Annotated in this window: 25 protein-coding genes; 15 read left to right on the forward strand and 10 right to left on the reverse strand. The window is 71.8% G+C overall.

Annotation, left to right across the window (positions count from 1 at the left end; translation table 11 throughout):
* Positions 1 to 4: 4 nt before the first annotated feature.
* From EOINJALH_RS03705 to EOINJALH_RS03735, 7 genes are all read left to right on the forward strand, one after another.
* Positions 5 to 598 carry a hypothetical protein gene (locus EOINJALH_RS03705; protein WP_088278963.1) on the forward strand — a complete coding sequence of 198 codons (594 nt, stop codon included), beginning with the start codon at positions 5 to 7 and terminating at the stop codon, positions 596 to 598.
* A gap of 15 nt (positions 599 to 613) precedes the next feature.
* Positions 614 to 2,353, forward strand: coding sequence for an enoyl-CoA hydratase-related protein (locus EOINJALH_RS03710; RefSeq protein WP_088278964.1), 1,740 nt, complete (start codon positions 614 to 616; stop codon positions 2,351 to 2,353).
* Positions 2,354 to 2,381: 28 nt separating this feature from the next.
* Entirely contained in the window at positions 2,382 to 3,899 is a 1,518-nt protein-coding gene (locus tag EOINJALH_RS03715) for a sigma-54 dependent transcriptional regulator (protein WP_088278965.1), read from the forward strand.
* Positions 3,899 to 4,897 carry a HupU protein gene (locus EOINJALH_RS03720; protein WP_088278966.1) on the forward strand — a complete coding sequence of 333 codons (999 nt, stop codon included), beginning with the start codon at positions 3,899 to 3,901 and terminating at the stop codon, positions 4,895 to 4,897. The genes EOINJALH_RS03715 and EOINJALH_RS03720 overlap by 1 nt, the downstream gene beginning before the upstream one ends.
* Positions 4,894 to 6,369, forward strand: a complete 1,476-nt coding sequence (locus EOINJALH_RS03725; RefSeq protein ID WP_088278967.1) for a nickel-dependent hydrogenase large subunit — start codon at positions 4,894 to 4,896, stop codon at positions 6,367 to 6,369. The genes EOINJALH_RS03720 and EOINJALH_RS03725 overlap by 4 nt, the downstream gene beginning before the upstream one ends.
* Positions 6,370 to 6,394: 25 nt before the next feature.
* The gene (locus EOINJALH_RS03730; protein ID WP_088278968.1) at positions 6,395 to 7,783 is read left to right on the forward strand and encodes a sensor histidine kinase; all 1,389 of its coding nucleotides are present in this window, start codon (positions 6,395 to 6,397) and stop codon (positions 7,781 to 7,783) included.
* Between the two features lie 152 nt (positions 7,784 to 7,935).
* Positions 7,936 to 9,150, forward strand: a complete 1,215-nt coding sequence (locus EOINJALH_RS03735) for an ABC transporter substrate-binding protein (RefSeq protein ID WP_088278969.1) — start codon at positions 7,936 to 7,938, stop codon at positions 9,148 to 9,150.
* Positions 9,151 to 9,175: 25 nt separating this feature from the next.
* Here the strand turns inward: EOINJALH_RS03735 and EOINJALH_RS03740 are convergent, their stop codons facing one another.
* Entirely contained in the window at positions 9,176 to 9,697 is a 522-nt protein-coding gene (locus EOINJALH_RS03740) for a hypothetical protein (protein WP_234413647.1), read from the reverse strand.
* A gap of 114 nt (positions 9,698 to 9,811) precedes the next feature.
* On the opposite strand from EOINJALH_RS03740, the gene EOINJALH_RS03745 reads away from it, so the two are divergent.
* Positions 9,812 to 10,417: a DUF1003 domain-containing protein gene (locus EOINJALH_RS03745; RefSeq protein ID WP_088278970.1), complete on the forward strand. Its 606-nt coding sequence runs from the start codon at positions 9,812 to 9,814 to the stop codon at positions 10,415 to 10,417.
* Between the two features lies 1 nt (position 10,418).
* Here the strand turns inward: EOINJALH_RS03745 and EOINJALH_RS03750 are convergent, their stop codons facing one another.
* Complete coding sequence (locus tag EOINJALH_RS03750; protein WP_088278971.1) at positions 10,419 to 10,748, reverse strand: DUF1840 family protein; 330 nt, start codon at positions 10,746 to 10,748, stop codon at positions 10,419 to 10,421.
* A 58-nt stretch (positions 10,749 to 10,806) separates the two neighbouring features.
* Entirely contained in the window at positions 10,807 to 11,610 is an 804-nt protein-coding gene (locus tag EOINJALH_RS33270; RefSeq protein ID WP_088278972.1) for a beta/gamma crystallin-related protein, read from the reverse strand.
* Between the two features lie 316 nt (positions 11,611 to 11,926).
* On the opposite strand from EOINJALH_RS33270, the gene EOINJALH_RS03760 reads away from it, so the two are divergent.
* The 3 genes from EOINJALH_RS03760 to EOINJALH_RS03770 all read left to right on the forward strand — a co-directional run bounded on the left by EOINJALH_RS03760 (position 11,927) and on the right by EOINJALH_RS03770 (position 13,728).
* On the forward strand, positions 11,927 to 12,325 hold the full coding sequence (locus EOINJALH_RS03760; RefSeq protein ID WP_088278973.1) for a response regulator transcription factor: 399 nt from the start codon (positions 11,927 to 11,929) through the stop codon (positions 12,323 to 12,325).
* A 49-nt stretch (positions 12,326 to 12,374) separates the two neighbouring features.
* A complete protein-coding gene (locus EOINJALH_RS03765; RefSeq protein ID WP_088278974.1) occupies positions 12,375 to 13,199 on the forward strand; it encodes a sensor histidine kinase in 825 nt (274 codons plus the stop codon).
* A 136-nt stretch (positions 13,200 to 13,335) separates the two neighbouring features.
* Positions 13,336 to 13,728 (forward strand): hypothetical protein, encoded by a 393-nt coding sequence (locus EOINJALH_RS03770; RefSeq protein ID WP_088278975.1) that lies wholly within the window; start codon positions 13,336 to 13,338, stop codon positions 13,726 to 13,728.
* Here EOINJALH_RS03770 and EOINJALH_RS03775 read toward each other — a convergent pair.
* The 5 genes from EOINJALH_RS03775 to EOINJALH_RS03795 all read right to left on the reverse strand — a co-directional run bounded on the left by EOINJALH_RS03775 (position 13,669) and on the right by EOINJALH_RS03795 (position 17,531).
* On the reverse strand, positions 13,669 to 14,037 hold the full coding sequence (locus EOINJALH_RS03775) for a hypothetical protein (RefSeq protein ID WP_088278976.1): 369 nt from the start codon (positions 14,035 to 14,037) through the stop codon (positions 13,669 to 13,671). The two genes, EOINJALH_RS03770 and EOINJALH_RS03775, sit on opposite strands and share 60 nt — an antisense overlap.
* Before the next feature lie 86 nt (positions 14,038 to 14,123).
* On the reverse strand, positions 14,124 to 14,282 hold the full coding sequence (locus tag EOINJALH_RS03780) for a DUF3309 family protein (RefSeq protein WP_088278977.1): 159 nt from the start codon (positions 14,280 to 14,282) through the stop codon (positions 14,124 to 14,126).
* A gap of 30 nt (positions 14,283 to 14,312) precedes the next feature.
* Entirely contained in the window at positions 14,313 to 14,609 is a 297-nt protein-coding gene (locus EOINJALH_RS33275) for a collagen-like protein (protein ID WP_144289845.1), read from the reverse strand.
* 146 nt (positions 14,610 to 14,755) lie between these two features.
* Positions 14,756 to 17,119: a phosphoketolase gene (locus EOINJALH_RS03790; RefSeq protein WP_088278979.1), complete on the reverse strand. Its 2,364-nt coding sequence runs from the start codon at positions 17,117 to 17,119 to the stop codon at positions 14,756 to 14,758.
* A gap of 127 nt (positions 17,120 to 17,246) precedes the next feature.
* Positions 17,247 to 17,531, reverse strand: coding sequence for a hypothetical protein (locus EOINJALH_RS03795; RefSeq protein ID WP_088278980.1), 285 nt, complete (start codon positions 17,529 to 17,531; stop codon positions 17,247 to 17,249).
* Between the two features lie 282 nt (positions 17,532 to 17,813).
* On the opposite strand from EOINJALH_RS03795, the gene EOINJALH_RS03800 reads away from it, so the two are divergent.
* From EOINJALH_RS03800 to EOINJALH_RS03810, 4 genes are all read left to right on the forward strand, one after another.
* Positions 17,814 to 19,541, forward strand: coding sequence for an AMP-binding protein (locus tag EOINJALH_RS03800; protein WP_088278981.1), 1,728 nt, complete (start codon positions 17,814 to 17,816; stop codon positions 19,539 to 19,541).
* Between the two features lie 348 nt (positions 19,542 to 19,889).
* Positions 19,890 to 20,228: a hypothetical protein gene (locus tag EOINJALH_RS03805; protein ID WP_088278982.1), complete on the forward strand. Its 339-nt coding sequence runs from the start codon at positions 19,890 to 19,892 to the stop codon at positions 20,226 to 20,228.
* The gene (locus EOINJALH_RS31580; protein ID WP_158219639.1) at positions 20,225 to 20,371 is read left to right on the forward strand and encodes a hypothetical protein; all 147 of its coding nucleotides are present in this window, start codon (positions 20,225 to 20,227) and stop codon (positions 20,369 to 20,371) included. The genes EOINJALH_RS03805 and EOINJALH_RS31580 overlap by 4 nt, the downstream gene beginning before the upstream one ends.
* A gap of 198 nt (positions 20,372 to 20,569) precedes the next feature.
* A complete protein-coding gene (locus EOINJALH_RS03810) occupies positions 20,570 to 20,884 on the forward strand; it encodes a BON domain-containing protein (protein ID WP_088278983.1) in 315 nt (104 codons plus the stop codon).
* 76 nt (positions 20,885 to 20,960) lie between these two features.
* On the opposite strand, the gene EOINJALH_RS03815 is transcribed toward EOINJALH_RS03810, so the two are convergent.
* Together EOINJALH_RS03815 and EOINJALH_RS03820 are read right to left on the reverse strand one after the other, a co-directional pair.
* Positions 20,961 to 21,578: a hypothetical protein gene (locus EOINJALH_RS03815; RefSeq protein ID WP_144289846.1), complete on the reverse strand. Its 618-nt coding sequence runs from the start codon at positions 21,576 to 21,578 to the stop codon at positions 20,961 to 20,963.
* A complete protein-coding gene (locus EOINJALH_RS03820) occupies positions 21,571 to 22,785 on the reverse strand; it encodes an ABC transporter permease (RefSeq protein ID WP_088278985.1) in 1,215 nt (404 codons plus the stop codon). The genes EOINJALH_RS03815 and EOINJALH_RS03820 overlap by 8 nt, the downstream gene beginning before the upstream one ends.
* Positions 22,786 to 22,842: the final 57 nt, after the last annotated feature.

Consider the following 22,842-nt stretch of genomic DNA (forward strand, 5'->3'; position numbering starts at 1 on the left):
GGCAGTGACTGCTCCGCTGTATCGCAAGACCGACGCCGGACGCACCGAGGTGCGCGAACGGCGGGCCGGGCTGGACAGCCGCTCGCGCTCGCTGCTGATCCTGTGCAACGGCCAACTGGACGAGGCCGCATTGGAAGATCAGCTGCGCGGCCCGGTGACCGGGCTGCTGCAGGACCTGGTCGCGCGCGGCCTTCTGGAGCCTGCACCCACGGCTGCGAAGCCGGCGGTGCGGCCGTCGATCGCTGCACCACCACCGCGGCCAGCGCTGACGGCGGCGCCGATCGCCACGCTGCTGCGCATGACCGCACCGTTGCGGCAGAGGGTGGCGCCGAAGTCGGCGACTGCGACACCTGCGGCGGTCGCCACCCCGATGACGGCTGGCGGCGTGCCCGAGGCATTGCCGGACATCGTCCGACGTGGCTGGCAGCTGCTGGAGCCCTTGTTCGGCCCGGGCACCGCCGAGCGCATGGCGCCCATCCATCGCGCAGGCAGTGCGGCCGACCTGCGGCAGGCGCTCGATGAACTGCGCGACACCCTGGCCATCTACCGCGGCCGCAAGTCGGCGGCCGAGCTGGTGCGGCGCATCGAACTCGGTTGATCGGCCCGCAGGCGCATGCGCATCCTGCTGCTGACGCAGGCCTTCAACGGCCTGGCGCAACGCCTGTTCGTCGACCTGCGTTCGCGTGGCCATACGGTGTCGGTGGAACTCGACATCTCGGACACCGTCACCGAGGAGGCCGTGGCGCGCTTCGCGCCCGACCTGGTGCTGGCGCCGTTCCTCAAGCGGCGCATCCCCGAATCGGTGTGGTCGCGTTGCCTGTGCCTGGTGGTGCACCCGGGGCCGCCGGGTGACCGTGGGCCGTCGGCGCTGGACTGGACGGTGTGGCGCGGCGAGCGCGACTGGGGCGTCACCGTGCTGCAGGCCGCGGCCGAGTTCGACGCCGGCCCGGTGTGGGCCTGGCGCGCCTTCGCCGTGCGGCCCGGGGCCAGCAAGGCCAGCCTCTATCGCCACGAGGTGAGCCAGGCGGCGGCCGAGGCGGTGCTCGACGCGCTGGACCGCGTGGTGCCGGGCTCGTCGGTGCCCCGCAGCGTGCCCGCGTTGCCGGCGACGCCGGGGACCTGGCAGCCGCTGGTCACCGCGGCGCAGCGCGCGGTCGACTGGACCACCTGCCCCAGCGACGAGGTGCTGCGCCGCGTGCGCAGCGCCGACGGCTCGCCCGGCGTGCAGGCGCCGCTGTACGGCGAGACCTGCCGGCTGCACGATGCCCATGCCGCCACGGCCGACACCCTGGCACGGGCGCCGACGGGCCCGCCCGGCACGGCCGTGGCCACGCGGGGCCCGGCGCTGCTGCTGCGCACGGTCGACGGCGCAGTGTGGATCGGCCATGTGCGGCGCGCCGCCGCCCAGGGCCAGCCGCTGGCGCTGAAGCTGGCCGCCACGCAGGCCTTTGCCGCCCAGGCGGCGGCGCTGCCGGAACTGGCCGTGCCGCTGCAACGCGACGAAGCCGAGTGGGACGAGTTGCGCTACCGCGAGCACGGCCCGGTGGGCGCGCGCGTGGGCTGGTTGGAGTTCGATTTCCACAACGGCGCGCTCAGCGAGCGGCAGGCCGCCCGCCTGGTCGACGCCTTGCGCCAGGCACGGGCCCGCGACACCCGGGTGCTGGTGCTGGCCGGCGGGCGCGACTTCTTCAGCAACGGCATCCACCTGCATGCCATTGAGGCGGCCTCGTTCGTGGCCGGCGACAGCGCCGCCGACGCCTCGTGGCGGCACATCAACGCCATCGACGACGTGGCGCTGGAGATCCTGCAGACCACCGACCGGCTCACCGTGGCCGCGATGCGCGGCAATGCCGGCGCGGGCGGCTGCTTCCTGGCGCTGGCCGCCGACCAGGTGTGGGCCCACGACGGCGTGCTGCTGAACCCGCACTACAAGAACATGGGCAACCTGTACGGCAGCGAGTACTGGACCTACCTGCTGCCGCGCCGCGTCGGCGCAGAGGGGGCGAAGGCCATCATGCGCCAGCGCCTGCCGCAGGGCGCGCGCGAGGCCGCGGCCACCGGCCTGATCGACGCCACCTTTGCCGACGGAGTGGCGGCCTTCGAGCCACAGGCCTTGCAACGCGCGCTGGCGCTGGCTGCCGACGCGGGCTGGGCCGACGCCGTCGCCGCCAAGGCGGCTCGCCGCGCCGACGACGAGGCGGCCAAGCCGCTGGCCGCGTACCGTGCGGAGGAACTGGCGCAGATGCGCCGAAACTTCTACGGCTTCGATCCCAGCTACCATGTGGCGAGGCACCACTTCGTGCACCGCAAGCCCCACGCGTGGACGCCACGCCACCTCGCCTTGCATCGATGAGCACCCCGCAAGTTTGCAGGCCGTCCCGATGAACGCCCCCGACGCGCTGCCCGGCCCCGGCGATCTGCCATCCTCCGACGACCTGCCGATCGTGCTGGTGGTCGACGACGAGGTGCGCTCGCAAGAGGCCATGCGCCGCACGCTGGACGAGGACTTCCGCATCCTCACCGCCAGCGACAGCGCCTCGGCCCGCGCGCTGCTCGAGCGCCACCCGGTGGCCGTGATCCTGTGCGACCAGCGCATGCCGGGCCAGAGCGGCGTCGACTTCCTCAAGGACGTGCGTGAGCGCTGGCCCGAGGTGGTGCGCATCGTCATCTCCGGCTACGCCGACAGCGAGGACATCATCGCCGGCGTCAACGAGGCCGGCATCTACCAGTACGTGCTCAAGCCCTGGGTGCCCGACCACCTGCTGGGCACCGTGCGCAGCGCGGTGGAGGCCAGCATGCTGCAGCAGGGCCTGCACCGCCTGGAGATCGACCTGCGCGCCGGCACCTCGGCGCTGCGCGCGCGCAAGTCCGAGAAGCTGCGCGTGGTGCGCAGCGTGTTCGGCTTCGAGCGCATCGTGCGCTCGGCCGGCAGCCCGCTCGACGAGGTGTGCGCGGTGGCCGAGCGCGTGGCGCGGCACGACCTGTCGGTGCTGATCCTCGGCGAATCGGGCACCGGCAAGGAACTGATGGCCCGCGCCATCCACTACGCGTCGCCGCGGCTGGCCGGGCCCTTCGTCGTCGAGAACTGCGCCGCCATCCCCGACACGCTGCTCGAGAGCGAGCTCTTCGGCCACAAGCGCGGCGCCTTCACCGGCGCGGTGGAAGACCACATCGGGCTGTTCCAGCGCGCCGACGGCGGCACGGTGTTCCTCGACGAGATCGGCGAGACCTCGCCGTCGTTCCAGGTCAAGCTGCTGCGCGTGCTGCAGGAGGGCGAACTGCGGCCGGTGGGCGCGGCGCGCCCGGTGCCGGTGGATGTGCGCGTGCTGTCGGCCACGCACCGCGACCTGGAAGCGGACGTGCGCGCCGGCCGCTTCCGCGAAGACCTGTACTACCGCCTGGCCGGCGTGTCCCTGGTGATGCCGCCGCTGCGCGAGCGCCCAGGCGACGTGCTGCCGATCGCCGAGCATGTGCTGGCCGACGTCTGCCGCGAACTGGGCGTGCTGCCGGCGCGCTTCGACGACGACGCCCGCGCGGTGCTGCTGGGCTACCCGTGGCCGGGCAACGTGCGCGAGTTGCGCAACGAGATCGCCCGCGCGGTGGCGCTGGGCGACGGCGGCGTGGTGGGGGCCACGGGTTTCTCGTCGCGCCTGCTGCAGGGCCGCACCGGGCTGGCGCCGGTGGCCGCGGGCGCGGCCGCGTTGCCGGCCAGTGGCACGCTGCAGGAGCGGCTCGACGCCATCGAGGCCATGCTGCTGCGCGAGGTGATGCTGCGCCAGCGCTGGAACAAGACTCGCGCCGCGCAAGAGCTGGGCCTGTCGCGCGTGGGCCTGCGCGCCAAGCTGCTGCGCTTCGGGCTGGAAGACAAAGCGCCTGGCAAGGCGGAGGGCCGGGGCTGATGTTCAAGGTGCTGTGGCTGCAATCGGGCGGCTGTGGCGGCTGCAGCATGTCGCTGCTGTGCGCCGACACCGCCGACTTTGCGGCGATGTGGCGCCACGCCGGCATCGAGCTGCTGTGGCACCCATCGTTGTCGCTCGAAAGCGGCGCCGAACTGCTGGCCTTGCTGGGCGACGTGCTGCAGGGCCGCCGGCAGGTGGATGCGCTGTGCATCGAAGGCGCGCTGCTGCGCGGCCCGCACGGCACCGGCCGCTTCCACGTGCTGGCCGGCACCGACACGCCGATGGTCGACTGGGTGCGCCGCCTGGCCGCGGTGGCCACGCACGTGGTGGCGGTGGGCAGCTGCGCCGCCTGGGGCGGCATCACCGCCACCGGTCCCAACCCCACCGACGCCTGCGGACTGCAGTTCGAGGGCGACCGCCCCGGCGGCCTGCTCGGCGCCGGCTTCGTGGCCCGCGGCGGGCTGCCGGTGGTCAACGTGGCGGGTTGCCCCACGCACCCGGGCTGGGTCACCGACACGCTGATGGCGCTGGCCTCCGGCGGCTTCGACGCCACCGCGCTCGACGCGCTGCAGCGCCCGCGCTTCTACGCCGACCAGCTGGTGCACCACGGCTGCGCGCGCAACGAGTTCTACGAGTTCAAGGCCAGCGCCGAGAAGCCGTCCGACCTGGGCTGCATGATGGAGCACATGGGCTGCAAGGGCACGCAGGCCCACGCCGACTGCAACACGCGGCTGTGGAACGGCGAAGGCTCGTGCACCCGCGGCGGCTACGCCTGCATCAGCTGCACCGAGCCCGGCTTCCAGGACCCCGGCCACCCCTTCCACCTGACACCCAAACTGGCTGGCATCCCGATCGGCCTGCCCACCGACATGCCCAAGGCCTGGTTCGTGGCCCTGGCCTCGCTGTCCAAGAGCGCCACGCCGCGCCGGGTGAAGCAGAACGCCACCGCCGACCACCTGGTCGTCACGCCGGCCATCCGCCGCACGAGGCTGAAATGACCGCGCCGGCGTCGGGCGGGCGCCTGGTCGTCGGCCCCTTCAACCGCGTCGAGGGCGACCTGGAAGTGCGGCTCACGGTGTCCGACGGGCACGTGGCGCAGGCCCATGTCAACGCGCCGATGTACCGCGGCTTCGAGCAGATGCTGGTGGGCCGCGCCCCGCTCGACCTGCTGGTGATCGTGCCGCGCTTGTGCGGCATCTGCTCGGTGTCACAGTCGGTGGCCGCCGCGCGCGCGCTGGCCGATCTGGCCGGCGCGGGGCCACCGCCCAACGGCGCGCTGACGATCAACCTGATGCTGGCCTGCGAGAACCTGGCCGATCACCTGACGCACTTCTACCTCTTCTTCATGCCCGACTTCACCCGCGCCGAGTACGCTGGGCGGCCCTGGCATGCCGAGGCGGTGCGGCGCTTCGCACCGCTGGCCGGCGTGCACGCGCGCGCGGCGGTGGCGGCGCGGCAGCGCTGGTTCACCCTGCTGGGCACGCTGGGCGGCAAATGGCCGCACACGCAGAGCGTGCAGCCGGGCGGCAGCTCGCGCGCCATCGATGCGTCCGAACGCATCCGCCTGCTGGCCAAGCTGCGCGAGTTCCGCGCCTTTCTCGAGGACACGCTGTTCGGCGCCCCGCTCGAGCAAGTGGCCGCGCTCGACACGGCCGCCGCGCTCGCGGCCTGGTGCGACCGCGAGCCGGGGCGCGGCGACCTGCGGCTGTTCCTGGCCATCAGCGCCGACCTGGGCCTGCCGTCGCTCGGCCCCGGCCCCGGCCGCTGCCTCAGCTACGGCGCCTACCGCGATGCCGATGGCGCGCACGCGATGGCGCCGGGTGTGTGGCATGCGCAGGGCGCGCGGCTGGAAGCTGTCGACACCGACCGCATCACCGAGGACGCCACCCACGCCTGGCTGGATGATGGCGGCGGCCCGCGCCACCCGCGCCAGGGGGTCACCGAGCCGCAGGCCGACAAGCCCGGCGGCTACACCTGGAACAAGGCGCCGCGCCTGGGCGGACAGGTGGTCGAGACCGGCGCGCTGGCGCGGCAGCTGGTGGACGGCCAGCCGCTGCTGGCCGAACTGGTGGCGGCGCAGGGCACCAGCGTGCACACGCGGGTGCTGGGCCGGCTGATCGAGCTGGCCCGGGTGCTGCCCTGGATGGAGCACTGGCTCGGGGCCATCCGCCCCGGCGAGGCCTTCCACACCCCCGTGACGCTGCCCGCCGACGGCCATGGCATGGGCCTCGCCGAGGCTGCGCGCGGCGCCCTGGGCCACTGGCTCACCGTGCGCGACGGCCGCATCGCCAACCACCAGATCGTCGCGCCGACAGGCTGGAACTTCTCCCCCCGCGACGCCGACGGCACGCCCGGCGCGCTGGAGGCCGCGCTGGCAGGCCTGCCGCTGGCGCCCGACGGCAGCGCGCCGGTGGCGGTGCAGCACATCGTGCGCTCGTTCGACCCGTGCATGGTGTGCACGGTGCACTGAGGCCCCTGCGCCGCCGCCTGCCGCGATGACCTCTGCCCAACGCCCATCGTCAGCGTCCGGACTCGGCGAGGCCGCGGCTGGTGCGGCCCGGCTGGAGGGGGTGGACGAATCCACCTGGCTCGACGTGATTCACAAGATGGACGAGGTGTACTCGCAGCTCGTCGCCGACGAGGTGGCGCTGGAGGAAAAGAACGCCGAGCTCGAGCAGCAGCAGCAGTTCATCTTCAGCCTGCTCACCGCGATGAGCGACGTGCTGGTGGCCTGCAACGAGCAGGGCCTGATCGAGGAGACCAACGCCGCGCTGTGCGAGCTGGTGGGCCGCAGCGACGCCCAGCTGCGCGGCATGCCGGTGGCGTCGCTGATGGCCGACGACATCGGCGTGGAGCGGCTGAAGAGCGTGATGGAGACCGTGGCCGCCCGGCGCGGTGCCGTCATCGAGGCCGACCTGCGCGACGCCCAGGGGCAGCCGGTGCCGGTGGATTTCAACTGCACGCCGCGGCTGAACAGCGGCGGCCAGCGGGTGGGCCATGTCTTCGTCGGCCGGCCGATGGGCGAGATCAAGCGCGCCTACCACCAGTTGCGCGAGGCCCACGAGGCGCTCAAGCGCACCCAGCAGCAGCTGCTGCATTCCGAGAAGATGGCCTCGCTGGGCCGGCTGGTGGCCGGCGTGGCCCACGAGCTGAACAACCCGATCAGCTTCGTGCTGGGCAACGTGCATGCGCTGCAGCGCTACACCGAGCGCCTGCGCAGCTACCTCGACGGCGTGCACGCCGCGCTGCCGGCGCCCGAGCAGGCGCGGCTGCGCGCGAAGCTGCGCATCGACCACCTGCTGGCCGACCTGCCGTCGTTGATGGAAGGCACGCTGGAAGGCGCGCAGCGCACCGCCGACATCGTGCAGGGCCTGAAGCGCTTCTCGGCCATCGACCGCGAGGAGCGCGAACGGGTCGACCTGAACGCCGTCGTCGAGCGCGCCATCCACTGGGTGAGCAAGGGCACGGCGCCACGCTTCGACGTGCACTGGCAGGCCGGCCCGCCGTGCACGGTGCTCGGCAGTGCAGGGCAGTTGCTGCAGGTGTTGATGAACCTGATCCAGAACGCCTACGACGCGGCGGTGGGCGACAAGGCGGGCGATCGGTCGGCTGTGAAGGCCGAGCGGCCGGCGCTGTGGATCGACCTCACTGCCGGCGAGCACCAGGTCACCCTGCACCTGCGCGACAACGGTCCCGGCATCGCGCCAGAGCACCTCTCGCGCATCTTCGACCCCTTCTTCACCACCAAGCCGGTGGGCACCGGCACCGGCCTGGGCCTGTCGATCAGCTACGGCATCGTCGAGCAGCACGGCGGCCAGCTCACGGTGGAAAACGCCCCATCGGGTGGCGCGCAGTTCCACCTTCAGTTGCCGCGCGCCGCTTGAAGCTGGCCGAGCGCCGCACACCGCGCCGTGTGCCGCAATGCGCGGGCGCGGGCGCTGCCGGCCGTGCCGCCCGGTTGTGCCGGCCGGGGGTGCCGGGCCAGAATGCGCAGGCCGTGCGGAACGCCGTTCGGCGCCCACCGGAGACTGCCGCCATGATGTCGACCCGCTCGATCCTCGCCGGCCTGTGGGTGGCGGCCTGGCTGCCGCTGGCACAGGCCCAGCCTGCCCCCGCGCCGCCGGTGCGCATCGGCCTGATCCTGCCGCTGTCGGGCGGATCGTCCGATTTCGGCACCAGCGCGCGACACGGCGCCGAGATGGCGGTGGCCGAGATCAACGCGGTGGGTGGCTTCCTCGGTCGTCCGCTGCAGTTGGTGGTGCGCGACGACAAGGGCACGCCCGACGTCGGCCGGGCGGCGGCGGTCGACCTGGTCGCCAAGGAGCGGGTGGACTACACCGTCGGCTTCTGCAACACCGGCGTCGCACTGGCCGCGCTGGACGTGTTCGAGAGCCACAAGCACCTGCTGATGGTGCCGTGCTCCACCGGCACGGCGGTGACCCACAAGACCCCGGCGGCGCAGAGCCATGTCTTCCGTGTGGCACCGCCCGACGACATGACCGCGCGCTTCCTGGCCCGCGAGATCGTCGACCGCCGCAAGTTGGGCAAGGTGGCGATCCTGGCCGACCGCACCGGCTATGGCGATGGCGGCGTGCGCGACCTGGGGGCCGAACTGGCCAGGCGCGGCCTGCAACCCCTGGTGGTGCTGCGTTTCGACCTGGGGGTGCAGTCGCTGCGCGACGAGTTGCAGGCCGCCCGTGCGGCCGGGGCCGACGTGGTGGTGAACTACACCGTCGGGCCCGAGCATGCGGTGGCGCTGAAGGCCCGCGCGGCGATGGGCTGGCGCGTGCCCTACCTGGCGGCCTGGCCGCTGTCGTTCCGCAGCGTGCTGCAGAACGCCGGGCCCGCGGCGATCGAAGGCGCGCTGATGGCGCAGACCATCATCCAGGACAACGCCAACGAGCGCCGGGCGTCGTTCCTGGCGCGCTACTTCAAGCACAGCAACGACCGGCCGATCGGCTCGCTGATGTCCGCCGCGCAGACCTACGATGCGGTGCACCTGATGTTGCGCGCGCTGTTCCAGAGCAAGGGCGACACCTCGGGCCCGGCCCTGAAGACCGCGCTCGAAGACTTGCGCGAGCCCTATCGCGGCGTGGTGACCACTTTCGACAAGCCCTTCACGCGCGACGACCACGAGGCCTTCTCCGACCGCATGATCTGGCTGGGCGAGTGGCGCAACGGCAGCATCGAATACCACCACGCCAGCGACGCCCGGCTGTCGTCGGTGATGCGGCGCAAGAACGAGCCCTGAGGCACCACCGCCTCCGGCCCCGGGCCTACCCGCGGCGCGGCGCGGCCGGGGCCGCGCAGGATTGCGACTGGCCCAGGCCCTTCAGGTAAGCGCGGCGCACCGCGCCCGCGGCGATGGAGGCGGCCACCTCGCGCGAGTAGCGTTCGGCGCCCGAGAGCTTGCGCACCCAGCCGCGGAAGGGCACCACGCCCTCGGCCGCGCCGCGCAGCGCGCCAACCGCGGCGTTGCCCACCTGGCCGCCGGTGCGGTCGACGAGGCCCGGGTCGTCGGCCGCGGGCGGGGTGTCGAGGTCGGCGCCGAGCACCGCGTCCAGTGCCTGCACCTCGGCCGCCAGCGCCGCGCAGCCCGTGGCCGCCGGCGGGGCATAGGGGGCCTTCAGCGCGGCCTGCAGCGGGGCCGGGATGTCGGCTTTCACCAGGTTGAGGTCGCCCAGCGGGGCCGTCACCGCGCCGGCAACGCTGCCGTTGCCGGGCTTGTCGGGGCTGCTGGCGCAGGCCGACAACAGTGCCGCGCAACACCACATGGTGAGTGACTTGGAGAGGTTCATCGAACCAATTTACCACCGGCCGGATCGGCACCGGTCGGTGCGATGCCGGACAGACCCCGCCGGCCTCGACGGCGCACGATGGGCCGCCCGTCCAGGGCGAACAGGACGTTGCCCATGCCCCGCTCCGATGATGCTGCCGCCCGGCTCCTGGGCGTGCCCTTCGACCAGATGGACGCGTCGGCGCGCAAGGTGGCGCGGCACATTGCCGCGCGGCGCCACATCGCGCGCAACCTGGCGCTGGAGGGCGATTCACCGCCCAGCCGTGGCGAGCGGGCCGCCGACGCGGTGGCGTCGTTCGGCGGCTCGTGGCCCTTTGTCGCGCTGTTCGCCAGCGTCATGCTGGTCTGGGTGGTGGCCAACGGAGCGCTGCTGTCGCTGCGCGGCAGCACCTTCGACCCGTACCCGTACATCCTGCTGAACCTGTTCCTGTCGATGCTGGCGGCGATCCAGGCGCCGGTGATCCTGATGTCGCAGAACCGCCAGTCCAAGAAGGATCGGCTCAGCGCAGCACACGACTACGAAGTCAACCTGAAGGCCGAGCTCGAGATCATGCTGCTGCACGACAAGATCGACGCGCTGCGGCACACGCAGTGGACGGAGTTGATGGCGCTGCAGACGCGCCAGCTCGAACTGCTGGCCGCCTTGGCCGCCGGTACCCGCCCAGCGCCGGGTGATGCACCGGGTGACGCACCGGTGGCGCCGCCGGGCGCCACCGCATGAATCACAGGCTCCAGACGATCGGCACGCCTTCGGCCAGCGAATGCCGCAACATCTCCATCAGCGGCCAGGCGCGCTGGCGCAGCGAGACGATATCGGTGTGCGCCGGTTGGCCGTCGTCGTCGGCGGTGTCGTCGCCGGCCTGGGCCATCCGGGGGATCAATTCGTCGCGCGCGATGGCCGCGTCGAGTGCGGCCATCGCGGTCGGCAGGGCGGCCACCTCGATGATGCCCTCGTCCGCCGGTTCGCGGCCCAGGGCCTGCAGCACCTCGTCGCCACGCGCCGACATCATGATCACGTCGCCGCTGGCGCTGGACTTGAAGCGGTATTTCATGGACTTCTCCGGGGTACTGCGTTGCACGGCGGGTGGACGAAGGGGCGCGGGCCCAGGCTCATCCGCGCGGCTCGCCCTGGCGGTTCACCGTCACCGTGCTGCCCGGCGGGCGGCTCATCTGAACCCGGTGCGGCTGGCCCCGGAAGGTGTACGAGACGTCCCAGTAGTCGGGCCGATCGTTGCTGCTCACGTTCTCGCAGCGCTGCACGTTCTGCGTCACCGTGCCGCCGCCGCCGTCGCGCCCGGCTCTCGAGCCCACGGCCGCGCCGGCGACCACGCCGCCCACGGTCGCCACGTCCCGCCCGGTGCCGCCCCCGACCTGGTGGCCGAGGATGCCGCCGAGCAGGGCGCCGGCGATGGCGCCCGGAACATTGTTCGATTCGCGGCCCTGGCTGACCTGCTCGCGCTCGACCCAGCAGCGGCGCTCCGGCGTGCCCAGCACGGCACGCACCGAGGTCACCGGGGCCTCGAACAGCCGCTCGTTGCCGCGGCGGCCGAAGTCGGGCGCCGCCACCGGGGCGTAGCGGTCGTCGTCCACCACCGCACTCGCCGCCAGGATGCGCACCGACGACACGCGGTCGTTCAGCCCCATCGCCGACAGCGACGGGTAGCGGCCCGGCCGCAGCACGACGCAGCGACCGCTGAAGCGGACGTCGTCGCAGACTTCCCAGCGGTTGCGCGTCACGTCGACCGACGACGCCCGGTCGTTGAAGCCGAAGTTGTTGAAGTTGGCCACCTGCCGCTGGGTGGTGAACGATCGGCCCGAGAAGTCGTCGTTCTCGTAGAAGGTGACCTGAGCGCCGGCTTGGGCGGCCAGGGCCAGCGTGGCGGCGGCCACGGCGCTTCGCATCAGTGTGTTCATGAGGTGCTCCGGTGTGTGTTGGGGCCCATTCCGCGGCGTTGGGGCACGGCGGTCCGGGACTGGCTTCAGTCTGGGCTGCGGGGTCGCGGGCCGACAGCGGACAGCGCCGCCCGTGGGTGCAGGTGGTGTCCTACAAGGTGCGGCGGGGCAAGGCCGGAGGACGGCGCCGTGTCAGCGCTGTCCTACACGGGGCCGCAACACCGGCCGATGGCGGTGGCGGCCGTTCCGGTGCACCCTGCGGCGTCGCGGGCACCAGTCGACGCCACCGCGGGCTCCGCCGATACTCCGCCATCCGCCAAGGAAGCACCGCAGTCCCATGTCCCGGCTCACGATCTACCTCGTCGAAGACAGCCCGGTCATCCGGGAGAACCTGATCGGCACGCTCGAAGAGCTGGCGCCGGTCGAGGTCGTCGGCATGGCCGAGGACGAGGCCACGGCCGTGGCCTGGATGTCGCAGCCCGGCCGGCAGGTCGACATGCTCATCGTCGACATCTTCCTGAAGGGCGGCTCCGGCCTGGGCGTTCTGCGCGAGGCGGCGCGCCTGTTGCCCAACAGCACTCGCCTGGTGCTGACCAACTTCGCCACCCGCGACATGCGCATGAAGTGCCTGGCGCTGGGGGCCTTCCGCGTGTTCGACAAGTCGAACGAGATCGACGCCCTGATCGAATGCTGCACCGAGCTGTCCCGCGGCGCTTCGGTGTCGGCGCCCGCTTGACCGGACTGCGTCACCGCGCCCCGCGGCCCGTGGCCGGAGGGGCGTTGCGATGGTGACGCTCGGCCCCGGTGGCGTGGCGGCGCTGGTGCTCGTCGGTGCAGTGGCTGTCGGCCTGCTGCTGTGGCAGGCGCGGGAGTTGCGGGCCCAGCAGCGGCGCCAGCGGCAATGGCTGCAGGCGGAAGATGAGCGGCTCGAGCGTGAGGTGGCCCAGCGCACGGCCCGCCTGACCGACCTGGCGCGGCACCTGCAGGATGCCCGCGAGGAAGAGCGCAGCCGGCTGGCCCGCGACCTGCATGACGAGCTCGGCGCCTTCCTCACCTCGGCCAAGCTCGACGCCGCGCGCATCCGCTCGCGCTTGGCCGGCACCGCGCCCGAGGCGCTGGAACGGCTGACGCACCTGGTCGCCACGCTGGACAGCGTCATCGGCATCAAGCGCCGCATCACCGAAGACCTGCGCCCCTCGGCGCTGGGGCACCTGGGCCTGGTGGCCACACTGGAGATCCTGGCCGGCGAGTTCGGCGAGCGCTCGGGCCTGGACGTGCACTGCGCGCTGGAACCGGTGGCGCTGTCGCCGGCCGCCGAACTGGTGGTCTACCGCGTGGTGCAGGAGGCGGTGAACAACCTGGCCAAGCACGCCCGGGCGCACCAGGTGTGGCTGGGCCTGTCGCAGCGCGACGGCCGGGTGGAGGTGAGCGTGCGCGACGATGGCATCGGCTTCGACCCACAGCACCTTCCGGGGCGGTCGTTCGGCCTGGAGGGCATGCGCTTCCGGGTCGAGGCCGAAGGTGGCGCGCTGGCCGTCGAGTCCGGTCCGGGCGGCACCCGGGTGGTGGCGAGCTTGCCGGTGTCCTGGATGGTGGCCCCACCGGCCTGAAGCCGACGGCCGCTGTCGGCGCCGTCCTACGAGCCTGCCCGGGTCTGCCCGACGCGGCTCCGGCCGACTGGCCGATGTCCGGCGCCCGGCTGCGCGCCCACACTGGGTCGATCCATCCACCCACCAAGGACACGACATGTTCTCCAGGAACTCCTCTGACCACACGAACCAGCACGCCACCTCGTCGATCGACCAGGCGGTGCAGTCGGCAGAGCAGGCGCTGCACGCCACGCAGCGCGCGGCGCACGATGCGCTGGAAGGCTTCGGCGACGGTGTGCAGCAGGTGCGCCGCGACGCCGCTCCGGTGCTGACGCATGCGGTCGACAACGCCAGCGCGTTGGCCCAGCGCGGGCTGAATGCCGTGAAGGACGGGACGCATCGGCTGCAAGACCAGGCGCGCCACGCGTCCGACAGCACCGCGCGCTACATCCGGGACGAGCCGGTGAAGGCGATGCTGATCGCGGCTGCCTCAGGGGCGGCGCTGATGGTGCTGATGGGCTGGGTCACCCGGTCCCGCGATCGGCGCTGAGCCCAGCGGGCTCGAAAGGGCCCGCGCCAGCGCGTCGGTGACCTCTTGCAGCGACTGCTCCAGTTGCGCCCGGCGCCGCGCCTCGCGCGACAGCGCCGAGTGCAGTTGCTCGAGGGCGGCGATGCACTCCACCACCGTCGACTGAATGCGGCAATGGGGCGCCGGGTGGCTGCCGGAGAGCAGGCGGCCCGGATCGTCGTCGACCGTGAGTTGCAGGCGAACCAGCACCGCGCCGAACAGCAGTTCCCAGTCTTCGGCGGGGATGTCCGCCCGAAATCCGGTGGGCAACGGGGGCGACTGGCGCGACATGGCGGCGGGCTCCGGGGGCATGGCGAGGCGGTGAATGCGGCCCACCGCGGCGCCCTGCCCGCGGTGAGCTGCAGTGCCGTAAAGGCTCACAGCTTGCCCATCAACACCAGCACCAGCAGCACGATGACCACGAGGCCCAGTCCGCCGCTCGGGCCGTAGCCCCAGGAGCGGCTGTGCGGCCAGGTGGGCATCGCCCCCACCAGCAGCAGGATCAGGACGATCAGAAGGATGGTTCCGATGCTCATGACGGTACTCCCAGGTCAGGGTTGGAGAGGTCAGTTCGTTGGCGCCGAGGCGGCGGGTGGGACGACGATCACGGTCGTCCCGCTGCCGGAATCGCCCGTGCTGCCGGTGGCTCCGGTGCGGCCGGTGCTGCCCTGGCCGCCTTCGGCGCCCGTGGCTCCGGTGCTGCCCGTGCTGCCGGTGCTGCCGGTGGCCCCGGTCGGTCCGGCGGGGCCGGGCACCGGGACCATCACCGGTGCGGGTGCCGGCGTCACCACGGTGGATTTCTCGCAGGCGGCCAGGCCCAGCAGGGCGGCGCACAGGGCGGCCATCGTCATCGAACGGTCCATGGGGATACCTCAGGTGGTGGTAGTGGTTGGGACCTCTGGGCCGGTCCACGATGGACCGGCCCTGGGCACCTTTGCAGCGTAGGCCTGTGGCGCTGCGTTTTCAGTGCGCTGCCGAACACCCAGGGCCAGGCGCCGACGACGGCCGATCAGCTCTCCCAGCGCCACTGCCGGATTTCCGGCAGGTCGTCGCCGTGCTCGGCGATGTGGCGCTGGTGGCGCTCGATCGACGTCCAGTAGCGCGCGGTGGCCGCCTGCACCTGGTCGGCCAGGCGCGGGATGCAGCGCACCGCGTCCAGCGCCAGGCGCCAGCGGTCCAGGCCGTTCATCACGACCATGTCGAACGGGGTGGTGGTGGTGCCACGTTCCTGGAAGCCGTGCACGTGCAGGCGATCGTGGTCGTGGCGGCCATGGGTGAGCTGGTGGATGAGCGCCGGGTGGCCATGGAAGGCGAAGACCACCGGCCGATCGGCCGTGAACAGCGCCTCGTACGTGTGCGGGTCCAGGCCGTGGGGGTGCGCCGTCGCGGGGCACAGGCACATCAGGTCGACGACGTTGACCACGCGCACCCGGATGTCGGGCACCTCGGCTCGCAGCAGCATCACCGCGGCCAGTGTCTCCAGCGTGGGCACGTCACCCGCGCAGGCCATCACCACGTCGGGGTCGGCGACGTCGGTGCCGGCCCAGTGCCAGCGGCCGGCCCCGGCCTGGCAATGCAGCGCGGCCGCGGAGGCGTCCAGCCACTGCCACTGCGGCTGCTTGCCGGCAACGATGACGTTGACGCGGTGACGGCTGCGCAGGCAATGATCGGCCACCCACAGCAGGCAGTTGGCGTCGGGCGGCAGGTAGATGCGCGCCACCTCGGCGGGCTTGTTGGCGACGTGGTCGATGAAGGCCGGGTCCTGGTGCGACAGGCCGTTGTGGTCCTGCCGCCAGACGTGCGAGGTGAGCAGGATGTTGAGCGACGCGATCGGTGCCCGCCACGGGATGCGGCGGCTCGTGGCCAGCCACTTGGCGTGCTGGTTGAGCATCGAGTCGATGATCTGGATGAAGGCCTCGTAGCACGAAAACAGACCATGCCGGCCGGTGAGCAGGTAGCCTTCGAGCCAGCCCTGGCACAGGTGCTCGCTCAGCACCTCCATCACCCGGCCGTCGGCAGACAGGTCGGTGTCGCCGTCCAGGCGCTCGGCCATCCAGGCCTTGCCGCTGACGGCGTAGACGGCGTCGAGCCGGTTCGACGCCGTCTCGTCGGGCCCGAAGAGGCGGAAGCAGCGATGGTCGAGGTCGAGCCGCATCAGTTCGCGCAGCCACCCGCCGAGCACCCGGGTGGCCTCGGCCTGCACCGCGCCGGGCGACGGCACGGCCACGGCATGGTCGGCGGTCGACGGCAGCGCCAGCGGGCGCAGCAGCGTGCCGCCGTTCGCGTGCGGATTGGCACCCAGGCGCCGCTGCCCGGTGGGGGCCAGCGCGGCCAGGTCGGCGCGCAGGGCACCGTCGGGGTCGAACAGCTCGTGCGCACGGTAGCTGCGCAGCCAGGCTTCCAGCTGCGCCAGCGCGCCGGGCGCCTCGGGGTGGGCGATCGGCACCTGGTGCGAGCGCCACGTGCCTTCGACCGGCAGGCCGTTCACCTCCTTCGGGCCGGTCCAGCCCTTGGGTGTGCACAGCACGATCATTGGCCAGCGCGGGCGCGGCGGCGCGCTGCCGGGTGCGGCGGCGCGCGCCTCGTGCTGGATCTGCCGGATGCGGGCCAGCACCGTGTCCAGTGCGGCGGCCAGCGCCTGGTGCACCAGCGGCGGGTCGTCGCCGTCGACGAAGTGCGGCTCGTGGCCGTAGCCGTGCAGCAGTTCGGTGAGCTCTGCGCGGTCGATGCGCGCCAGCACCGTCGGGTTGGCGATCTTGTAGCCGTTGAGGTGCAGGATCGGCAGCACCGCACCATCGTGGGCCGGGTTGAGAAACTTGTTGGAATGCCAGCTCGCGGCCAGCGGGCCGGTCTCGGCCTCGCCGTCGCCGACGATGCAGGCCACCACCAGGCCCGGGTTGTCGAAGGCGGCGCCATAGGCATGCGCCAGCGAATAGCCCAGCTCGCCGCCTTCGTGGATCGAGCCCGGGGTTTCGGGCGCCACGTGGCTGGGCACGCCGCCGGGCCACGAGAACTGGCGAAACAAGCGCCGCATGCCGCTGCGGTTGCGTTCGATGGCCGGGTAGCGCTCGGTGTAGGTGCCTTCGAGCCAGCTGCAGGCCACGATGCCCGGGCCGCCGTGGCCGGGGCCGACGACCAGCAGCATGTCGAGGTCCTGCTCGCGGATCACCCGGTTGAGGTGGACGACCAGCAGGTTCAGGCCCGGTGTGGTGCCCCAGTGGCCCAGCAGCCGCGGCTTGACGTGGGCCAACTCCAGCGGCACCTCGAGCAGTGGGTTGTCCTGCAGGTAGATCTGGCCCACCGACAGGTAGTTCGCGGCACGCCACCAGGCGTGCATGCGGTCGAGCAACTCGGGTGACAGGGGATCGGGCATCGAATTTCCGGGGGGTCGCCGCAGGGGCCGGGCATAACAGGCCACTGCGGCGACGCCGCGGCCGATGCCGGTGCGTGTCGCCGCGCCGGCCGGGCGTGCGCGACGCCCGGGCCGGCGCGGCTCGGCGTCAAAGCTGCGACTTGAAGTAGCTGAACGAATGCTTGAAGGCGTCGCGCACCTTTTCCATCTCGGTGACCATGTTTTCCCAGGTGTCCTCGCCGGCCGTGCGCATCTCGTCGAGCTTGGCAACCGCGAGCTTCGACTGGTCGCGCAGCTTGTCCATCTCGGCCTTGTAGGACTCGCGGGCCTCGGCACGGGCGTCGCGCGCCTTGGCCGAGAGCTCGTCCATCTTGGTGTTCAGCTCGTCGAGCTGGAGCTTCATCTTGCTGACATATTCGTCGCGTTTCGACATGACGGATCCTTTGAGTTTGGGGGTGGGAGGGGACGGACCGTTGCGGTCCGCATCGACACCACTCTGGCCCTGTGTGCCGGGCCAGGTCTGTGCGGTGCCGTACGCGCTGCGCGGCACCGCATGGGCGCTTTCAGCCCACCCAGGTCTGCGTGGCAGCGCACAGACCGGCGGGCCGTCGCGGCCTACGGTCGAGCACGTTCCAGCCCATCGGCGCGGAGCGCCCAGCGGCATTGGCGCCGATCGACACCCACGCCGGGATGCACCGGCCACGCGAGGGATGGCATGGCAGGTCTCTGGTTGCAGCACTACCCGCCCGGCGTGCCGGCACAGATCGACACCGACACGGTCGATTCGCTGCCCGAGGTGCTGGACCGCAGTTGCCGACGCTTCGGCAGCCACACCGCGTACAGCCACATGGGCACGTCGATGAGCTTCGACGAACTCGACCGCCAGAGCCGGGCGTTTGCGGCGTGGCTGCAGGCCACGCTGGGCCTGCGCCGCGGCGACCGTGTGGCGCTGATGATGCCCAACCTGCTGCAGATGCCGGTGGCCACCTTCGGCGTGCTGCGCGCAGGCGGGGTGGTGGTCAACGTCAACCCGCTCTACACCGCCACCGAGGTGTCGCAGGCGCTCGAGGACTCGGGCGCCGTGGCCATCGTCGTGCTGGAGAACTTTGCCCACACGGTGCAGGCCGCACTGGCCAGCCGCCCGGGCGCGACGCTGGCCGTCGTCACCACGGAGGTGGGAGACCTGTTCTCGTCGGTCCGCGGCTGGATCACCAACCTGGCCGTGCGCTACGTCAAGCGCCTGGTGCCCGACTGGACGCTGCCCGGCGCCACCGGCTTCAATGCCGCGCTGCGGGCCGGGCATGCGTTGACGCTCGAGGAGGTGCCGCTCGGCCACGCCGACATCGCATTCCTGCAGTACACCGGCGGCACCACCGGCGTGGCCAAGGGCGCCGTGCTGACCCACGGCAACATGGTGGCCAACCTGCTGCAGCTGTCGGCCTGGATCGGCCGCGACCTGTGCGACGGGCAGGAAGTGTTCGTCTGCCCGCTGCCGCTGTACCACGTCTACGCGCTCAGTTCGAGCCTGGTCTTCCTGGCGATCGGCGCCCACACGGTGCTGGTGGCCAACCCGCGGGACCTGCCCGACCTGGTCGAGGTGCTCAAGGCGCACCGGGTCACCGCCTTGATCGGTGTCAACACGCTGTACCGGTCGCTGCTCGACGCGCCCGGCTTCGCCGAGGTGGACTGGGGCGCGCTGAAGCTGGCCCATGCCGGCGGCATGGCCGTGCAACGCTCGGTGGCGGAACGGTGGAAGCGCGCCACCGGCAGGCCGCTGGTGGAGTCCTACGGCCTCACCGAGGCCTCGCCCGGCGTCTGCTCCAACCCGCTGGGCATCGCCCAATGGAACGGCAGCATCGGCCAGCCGCTGCCGTCGACCGAGGTGGTGGTGCTGGACGCGCTGGACACCGAGGTACCGGCGGGCGAGGTCGGCGAACTGTGCGTGCGGGGCCCGCAGGTCATGGCCGGCTACTGGCGGCGGCCCGAGGAGACCGCGCGGGCCTTCACCGCGACCGGGTTCCTGCGCACCGGCGACATGGGCTTCATGGACGGGCAGGGGGCCTTCACGATCACCGACCGCAAGAAGGACATGATCGTGGTGTCCGGCTTCAAGGTGTTCCCGTCGCAAGTGGAGGACATGGTGGCCTTGCACCCGGGGGTGGCCGAGGTGGGCGCCTTCGGGGTGGCCGACGTGCGGTCCGGCGAGGCCGTCAAGATCGTCGTCGTGCGCCGCGACCCGGGGCTGACCGAGCAGGACCTGCGCGACCACTGCCGGCAGCACCTGACCGGTTACAAGCGGCCGCGCGACATCGAGTTCCGCACCGAGCCCTTGCCCCGCACGAACCTCGGCAAGGTGCTGCGCCGCCAGTTGCGCGACGCCCAGGCCGCCCGGCCTGGCGTGGCCACCCTGCCGGCGCCGGCGGCCGGGCTGCGGGCCGCCTGACACGCGGTCTCTGGCATAACATTTGATATGGTCAGGAATGCATGAAGCAGGCGCACCAGATCGATCGATGGGTGGATGTCGGACCCGCGGTGGAACTTCCGCGGCGCCGTGGAGTCGCATTGATCATCCGCAATGTGCGGTGTCGGGATGGTGGGACGCTGTGGCCCGCGCCCGACGACCGGATGCCTCGTGGCGCGCTGCACGCGAAGTTCGTGCCATGTGCACTGCCGCACCGACGCCGGCCTTGTCAACGCCTAGCCTGTGCCCAGGGGCGCCGTTCCAGGCCTCGTCAACGATGAAAACACCTTGAAACGACACGACTCCTCCCCGTCCCCACGATTGGCCCCAGTGCTGAAGATCGATGGGTCGATCGGTGCCTTCGGCGATGCCGTCGAGGGCACGTACCGCGTCACCTGTCAGGTGGTCACCGACACCCAGGGCCGCGAGTCGATGCACGTGCGTGGATCGCTGTTCCGCGACGGGCATGTCACGCCTGTCGAAGTGCTCGGCCATGTCGACACCACAGGCAGCTTCGCTGGCCGCGAGGCGGCGGCCGCTGCGGCCTGCGTGGCACGGTTCACCGAGGCGTCGCGCGGGCCGGGCGGTCGACAGGACGTCGCGCCGGCACCACTGTCCCACCGTGAGGTGATGACACCCGTCCCGGACGGCCTCAGGATCGCCGCGTGAACGATACCTACTATCAGTCGAAGCGAAGGCGCCTGGCGAGGCGCAACTCCAGGTATGGCTGGAAGGTTGCCTTGACCGTTGTCACGATGGTGCTGTTGGCCTTCATTGCGCTGGCCATTCCGCTCATCCTGCGCGCCAACTGACGGCGTGCCGGGTCCGCGCCCCCGGAGCACGGACGTTCCCCTGCCGCGGCGACCGGATGTCGTCGTGGCCCCCCGTCGGACTGTCGGGCCCACGCCACGGCCGAGCGCGCACGGCGCCCCATGTTCGGTGGCGCACAGATGCGGCGGGCACTTGGGCCTAACGTCCATCCGGTGTCCCCCAACCTCCGGAGAAGCTCCATGAACTACCGCACCCCCCTCGTCGCCGCCGCCATCGCGTTGTCCCTGCTCACCGTGTCGGGATGTGCCGTCACGCGCGGTCAGGAAACCGTGGGCGCCTACATCGACGACAGCACGATCACGACGCAGATCAAGGGCCGCTTCATCGACAACAAGCAGGTCGACGCCGCGGCCATCAGCGTCGAGACGCTCAATGGCACGGTGATGCTGTCCGGCTTTGCCAAGAACAGCGCCGAGCGCGCCACCGCCGAGACCATCGCGCGTGGCGTCAATGGCGTGAAGTCGGTGCGCAACGAGATCGCCATCCGTCCGTGATGCGCCGGGCCGCCCTTGGCGGCTCAGCGCCCGAGAGGCCGTCCCATGCCTTGGCAGGGGACGGCCTCTCGTCCGTTCAGCGCTTGATGCGCGCGGCCGCCGACTCGCCGATCGACTGCAGCGGCCCCAGCGGGTTGCGCACCTGCTCGAGCTGGTCGATGCGCGGCTCGCCGCCAGCACTGCGGAACAGCACGATTCCGTCGCGCACCACCACCAGGGCCTCGAAGCGCCAGCCGCTCACGGCGGTGTGCCGCTGGAAGTTCAGGAAGTCGAGCAGGAAGTTGCCCTCGCGCGTGCGCGTCTCGCGCGTCAGCTTGAACTCGAAGGCCTGGCAGCCCAGGCGCGCCAGGATGCAGTCGCGCAGGCCGGGGTCGATGTCGGCCAGGGCCACGCCCGCATGCGGGGCCAGACGGGCCACCAGGTCGGGGTAGGGAATGATGCGCACGTTGCGCGCATCGGCCAGGTCGAAGCCCAGCGCCACCAGGTCGCTGGCGGGCGTCTTGTACGGCTCGATCCGCTCCAGCGCCCGTTGGGCGGCCTCGTAGCTGTCGAAGGGCGATCGGGCCTCGACGCTGCTGCGCGGCAGCAGGCTGCCGCAGCCACTGAGCTGTGCGCAGACCAGCAACGCGGCCGTCGCCAGCGCCGTCGGCGACCGCGGTCGACGCGTCGCCTGGAGGGTGGATGTGTCATTCATGGCGCAAGGCCTCGATGGGGTCCATCTGCGCGGCACGCCGCGCCGGGAAGTAGCCGAACAGCACGCCGATCGCGGCCGAGAAGGCGAGCGACAGCAGGTTGATCGAGGGGTCGAAGGCATAGGGCACGCCCATGGCCAGCGCCAGCCCCCACGAGGCCGCGGTGGCGATGACGATGCCCACCACGCCGCCCAGGGCCGACAGCACCACCGCCTCGATCAGGAACTGCAGCAGCACCTCGCTCTCCAGCGCGCCCACGGCCAGGCGCAGGCCGATCTCGCGGGTGCGCTCGGTCACGCTCACCAGCATGATGTTCATGATGCCGATGCCGCCCACCAGCAGGCTCACCGCGGCCACTGCGCCGAGCAGGGTGGTCAGCACCTGCGTCGTGCTGGACAGCGTCTCGGCCAGCTGCTGCGTGTCGAAGATGTTGAAGTTGTCGTCGTCGCCCTCGGCCAGCTTGCGGCGCTCGCGCAGCAGTTGGCGCAGGCTGGCCTTCAGCGGCGCGCTGTCGCTGCCTTCTTCCATCGACACCGACAGCGTGCTCACCTTCTGATTGCCGGTGACCCGGCGCTGCAGCGTGCGCAAGGGCACCAGCACGCTGTCGTCCTGGTCGCCCATGCCGCCCTGGCCCTTGGCGGCCAGGATGCCGATCACGTTGCACGAGAACTGCTTGACGCGCAATTGCTCGCCCAGCCCGGTCTGCCCCGCCGTGCCGCCGTAGATCTCGCGCCGCACGGTCTCGCCGATCAGGCACACGGCGGCGCCGGCGCGCTGCTCGTCGGGCTCGAAGGCGCGGCCGCTGGCGAGCTTCCAGTTGCCGGTCTCGAACCACTCGTTGGTGCTGCCGGTGACGCTGGTGGCCCAGTTGCGGCCATTGGCCACCACGGTGACGCTGGCCCGGCTTTCCGGGGCCACGGCGGCCACACCGCCGATCTGTGCGGCGATGGCCTCGGCATCGGCCTGGGTGAACTGCGCCACGCCGCCGCCACCGCCGCCGAAGCCCTGGCGCTGGCCCGGCCTCACCATCAGCAGGTTGGTGCCCAGGCTGGTGATCTGCGACTTGATGGCCTGCGTGGCGCCATTGCCCAGCGTGACCATCGTGATCACCGCGCTGACGCCGATGACGATGCCCAGGATGGTGAGGAACGAGCGCAGCAGGTTGCGGCGGATCGACCGCAGCGCGAGCATGAAGACGCTGAACAGCATCACGCACCCCCTGGGGTGGCGGCCGGGGCCGTGGCCGGCGCGGCGGCGGCCACGGCC

This window comes from Ideonella sp. A 288 (assembly GCF_002198735.1).
Taxonomy (GTDB): Bacteria; Pseudomonadota; Gammaproteobacteria; order Burkholderiales; family Burkholderiaceae_C; genus Pseudaquabacterium.